Raw genomic sequence first — 4,756 nt, 5'->3', positions numbered from 1 at the left:
CCCCCTTTGAAAAAGGGGGGGACTGTTAGGTGACCTTTTAAAAAGGGGGGGATTATTGGGTAGCCTTTTAAAAAGGGAGGGATTATTTTTATTTCTCACCCTTATAAAGGGAGGAATAGTTACTTTACATATTCTGAAAGGGTTTCGGTTTTCCTCTAACCTTCTTGTAGCAGTCCTGTTTTCCTCTCCTCCTTCTGGAGCAACCTTGTTTTCCTCTCCCACTTCTGGAGCAATCTTGTTTTCCTCTACCGCTTCTGGAGCAACCTTGTTTTCCTCTACCGCTTCTGGAGCAACCTTGTTTTCCTCTCCCGCTTCTGGAGCAACCTTGTTTTCCTCCCCCTTTTTAAAAGGGGGACTGAGGGGGATTTGAACTTCCCTATGCATAAAACACCGCTGAATGACATGTCTATGCAAACAGTCCATGCAGATACCACCGGTAATGTTCCTTGTGTTCCTGATAGATCCATAAATGGCTTCCTCTGCTGTCTATCGCAATGTAATAGTCGCGACGAATATCATGGCCCGACCACCAGCCTGCTTCAATACGCTCGGGACCCTTTAGTAATACCACAGGCCCCTTCAACCAGGGCTGGTTGTCTTTTTGCGGTAATAATTGCGGCTTGGGCAACAGCCAGAAAGGCCTTTGCTGTTTGATGAGTTCACTTTGTTTGGCGACAGCCTCATTAAAACGATAGGCATATTCCGGGCGATGGTCGTTGACACTGTGAACAGTTTTAATGGCTTCATTGCCCAGCCGCGCTTGCAGTTGTTCCAGCAATTTTTCAATATTGCTCTCTTTGGCTGTCAGCGGTTGCTCAAATGCCAGGTCGGCAAACAATGATTGTTCCTGGGGCAAAAAGGGCAACCAGTCTTTGGCAGTAAGCTTGATGCTTTTGACCGGCGCATCAAGTGCAAGCCGATTCAAATGCTCTTCCAGTAGCTTAACCAGGTGTTGCTGATCGCGTGTCGCCCTACGAACTCCAAGTTTGATATGGCTTGTAGCCTGTTTGTCATGATATAGATGGAATTGACATTCATTGATGCAGGCATCGCGTTCGCGCAGGAAACCAGCCAGGTGCGCCAGTAACTGCCCCCCCACATTCAACAACAGGTCGGTTTTATACACCTCCATGGGGAAGTCATAAAACATTTCAAACGCATCGGGTGAGACATAAAAATCCAGCGGATCGGGGATCAACCCAAGCGTGCGATCAAGATACTTAACCAGTTTAGGACCAAAACGCCGCGCCAGGCCTTCTTTGGGCAAACGCCACAGGTCTCTTAATACCCGTACCCCGGTGTTGCGCAGCTGCTGTTTTTTTTTAAGCCCGATGGGTAAGTTGTTAACCGATAGCCTCCCCAGGACTGAACGTAAATGCTGTTTGTTTTGCACTATGTCACTTTGGCCACTGAACGCCAGCAACAGGCTGGCCATGGGGGTGGGTGTCACCGCACTATGAAAGCTATGCTGCCATTGCTGAGAAAGCTGTTGCCGGATTTGGGTTTGTATTTCGGGTAACCCACCAAACAATTTCAAACTACCCCGTACTTCCAGCAATAAAGCGCCTGGTGACTGTATACTGACTTTGGAAGTAAACTGCTCCGCCCATACAGCCAGCTGTTGCAGCCTGTTTTGCTGGGCCTGTTCATCAAGCTCATAAACTTTTAAGCCAGGACACAAAGCATAAGCAGCGTTGACCGGCATATCGACACTCACACCCTGCTTTTCGGCCAGCTGCGATGCTGTATGAACAACTGAGCGGCCTTTGCATTCCTTTACTAAAACGGCGGGAACATTGCGTTGCGGGTCATCATGAACTTCAAGCACCAACTTTGGAAAGACCAGCGCAAGCCAAAGAGGTTGTGGGGTTTCCGCTTCAGCCTGGCTGGCAAGTTGAGGTGCTTCTGAGGGGTACGAAAGCGGTAGAGGCAATACGACTGGGGACTTTGCCATTACCAACCTCCAGCTAAATTAGTGCAACTGGAGGTTTACATGCACGCTACGATATTGATAAGTACCGCGTGCTTTTAAAATCTCTACGTGAACACCTTTCTCTGAAGGATGTAAATGTAAGCGTAGTGCTGCTGGCGAATGCTGATCGTTATGCTGACGAAATAAAACACCCAGGCTATGCCCTGTCTCGGCTGCCAGTTGCAAGCGGCGAATTACGCCATTGGGCAACCAGTTCAGCCAGGCTAGCACTAATGCGCAGGCCTGGGTTTGCAGGGCCTTTTCGATACTCCATAAAGCATCTTTGCAACTGGTATCGGGTTGAATGACGATAACGTAATCCATATCAATACCGGCACGTTCCAGGGCTGGCGCATAAGGCACATAGGGGGGCGATATCCACAGGATCCAGCGCTTTTGCCGGGTAATGGATCGCATCAAAGGCAACAACAATTGCAATTCACCCATACCCCACTGTGGTGTCACCATTTCCATAATGGCATTAGCAGGCCAACCGCCAGCGGGCAAGGTCGCATCCAGTTGTGGATGCCCGGTAGGCGTACCGGTCATCATGTAACGACCAGCATCCTTTGCCCGCCATACCTGCGGGTTGTTTTCCAGTAATGTTTGCAGTTGGTTGTTCATTGATTGCTTTAACCTGCTTGTTCAATGGTGGCGCTATCATCTGCGTTTTTATAAAACGCTTTCAATAGCGTTTTGATTTTCATCTTTTCAAGATTCCGGCCTGGCTTTTCTTCGGGGAACAAAGTCATCTGATGTGGAGCCGGACCATAGGGGTCACGAGAATTTGATAGTGAGTCTTTGAATTTTTTGCTGATCATTGGTTTTGCCTCTTTGTCAGATTCTTGATTCTACCGCCTGGTGTATTTTTTCGATTACGGCATCAAGCTGTTTTAATATTTGCAAGTTATCAAACCTCAACACTTTGACTCCCTGCTGTTTCAAATAACTATCCCTGTATTTATCCTTTTGCATTGCCAGTCTATTCATGTGCTGTACACCATCCACTTCCAGGACCAGTTCTGCTTTGGGGCAATAAAAATCTACAATGTAATCGCCAATTGGTCTTTGGCGGTAAAACTGCAAACCAGATATTTGTTTGCGACGAATACGCGACCACAATTTTAATTCACTGTCAGTCATGTTTTTTCTGAGTGTTCGTGCAGTGTTTTTTAGTTTTGCTTTGTATTGGTACATTTTTCTCACTTTGGTTATTTGTTTTAGGGTTTTAAATCCCCCCTCGCCCCCTTTACAAAGGGGGGAAAACATTTAACACCTTTGGTGACTACTCGCCTTCCTCGCTGTAAAGGGGGAATCACATTAATCCCTTTGATGCCTACTCGCCTCCCTTTTGTATGGGGGCGACGTACATGGGTGTACTAGTGTCGCGAGAGGCATGGATGCCGAAAGCGACTATTGAGGAGGATTTTCTCTTTAAAGAGAAAGCCTCGAATTACAAATGCCTTAACACGCCTACTGCAATACCTTCGATATCCAGCGGTTGTTTTTTCATGTTTACTTTGATGACGTCGAAATCAGGATTCTCGGGTTGCAGGTAAGCCATATGACCTTTTACTTTCAAACGCTTGACAGTGACTTCATCTTCAATGCGTGCCACCACGATTTCCCCGTTATTGGCACTTGATGCACGGTGCACTGCGAGCAAGTCGCCATCATAGATACCGATATCGCGCATACTTTCGCCTTTAACACGTAGCAAGTAATCGGCACTGGGTTTGAAAGTGTCGTGATCCACGCGGCAGTAGTCTTCGATATGTTCCTCAGCCAATATGGGGCTACCTGCTGCTACCTGGCCAACGATGGGTAAACCAGATTGCTCTTCTTCCATTTCGGGTTGATCAAGCAAACGAATACCACGCGATGCATTGGGGATAAGCTCAATAGCACCTTTACGATCCAGCGCCTGAAGGTGCCCGCGGATACCATTTGTGGAGCTGACGCCCATCGCTGCAGTAATTTCTGCAACGGTGGGCGGCATTCCACTGGCAGCAACTGTTTCCCTAATAAATTCAAGGATTTGACTCTGACGTTCGGTTAATTTTTCCATGTTTTTCCCAGAATTCTTTTGTCTTGATGAATACTGCTCATATAAGCAGTGTGTTAATAGGCAGTATAGGCAGGCAGCCAAGAGAGATCAAGCCTAAAATGAAATTTTTTTTGCGCTGCTGTTTTTACTAATAAAAAATTATTAATAAAAAATTACTAATAAAAAAAATACTAATAAACAATTACGAATAAAAACCACGGGAAATCTAAAAGATGCGTGAAGAAACAAAAGTGCGGGGAAAATAAAAAAGCCGCCCTGCCCCAAAAAGGCAAAGCGGCTTTATTAACCAGGAGGTGTGACAGTGAGCTATTCGCGTCGACGCGCCAACGCAATACCCAACAGCCCCAGGCCCAACAACGTAATTGGCGCAGGCCCTGGTATAGCCGTTGTCCGAAACACGGCTTGTAATTGGGTGGTGTTACTTTGGCGCTCAAAGGTGCTGAATTCTGAGACTGTAATACCATCCACTGAAAAACCAATCAGGTCCAGGGTATATTCAATACCATCCACCAGAAACGAATCTGATGTTATTAACTCAGTAAACGAAACGATATCATTGGCACATACAGGCAATGGTTCACACGCATTGCTCGTTTCACTATGCAAAAATGAAAATGTAAATGGCCCTTCACCCAACATTGAACCAGCCGATTTGGGAATCCATTAGCAGTGCACAGTTAAATATTACCGCCGATCTAATGATTGGTGGTTCAATG

General features: G+C 46.6%; 7 protein-coding genes. All 7 read right to left on the bottom strand.

Features of this window, described 5'->3' with window-relative positions:
• On the bottom strand, positions 1-384 hold a 384-nt coding region (locus ACWVCM_RS09120; RefSeq protein ID WP_455201428.1), incomplete at its 3' end, for a hypothetical protein.
• Positions 385-406: 22 nt separating this feature from the next.
• A complete protein-coding gene (locus ACWVCM_RS09115) occupies positions 407-1,954 on the bottom strand; it encodes a Y-family DNA polymerase (RefSeq protein WP_455201427.1) in 1,548 nt (515 codons plus the stop codon).
• An 18-nt stretch (positions 1,955-1,972) separates the two neighbouring features.
• The gene (gene imuA, locus ACWVCM_RS09110) at positions 1,973-2,596 is read right to left on the bottom strand and encodes a translesion DNA synthesis-associated protein ImuA (RefSeq protein ID WP_455201426.1); all 624 of its coding nucleotides are present in this window, start codon (positions 2,594-2,596) and stop codon (positions 1,973-1,975) included.
• A gap of 8 nt (positions 2,597-2,604) precedes the next feature.
• Entirely contained in the window at positions 2,605-2,793 is a 189-nt protein-coding gene (locus ACWVCM_RS09105) for a hypothetical protein (protein ID WP_455201425.1), read from the bottom strand.
• A gap of 16 nt (positions 2,794-2,809) precedes the next feature.
• A complete protein-coding gene (locus ACWVCM_RS09100; protein WP_455201424.1) occupies positions 2,810-3,169 on the bottom strand; it encodes an endonuclease domain-containing protein in 360 nt (119 codons plus the stop codon).
• A gap of 256 nt (positions 3,170-3,425) precedes the next feature.
• Complete coding sequence (gene lexA, locus ACWVCM_RS09095) at positions 3,426-4,040, bottom strand: transcriptional repressor LexA (RefSeq protein ID WP_455201423.1); 615 nt, start codon at positions 4,038-4,040, stop codon at positions 3,426-3,428.
• 306 nt (positions 4,041-4,346) lie between these two features.
• Positions 4,347-4,679 carry a choice-of-anchor K domain-containing protein gene (locus tag ACWVCM_RS09090; protein WP_455201422.1) on the bottom strand — a complete coding sequence of 111 codons (333 nt, stop codon included), beginning with the start codon at positions 4,677-4,679 and terminating at the stop codon, positions 4,347-4,349.
• Between the last annotated feature and the right edge of the window lie 77 nt (positions 4,680-4,756).

The sequence above is a fragment of the Kaarinaea lacus genome, from assembly GCF_975902315.1.
Note: the sequence above shows the minus strand (reverse complement) of the source record. Positions and strands in the feature narration are given on the sequence as shown.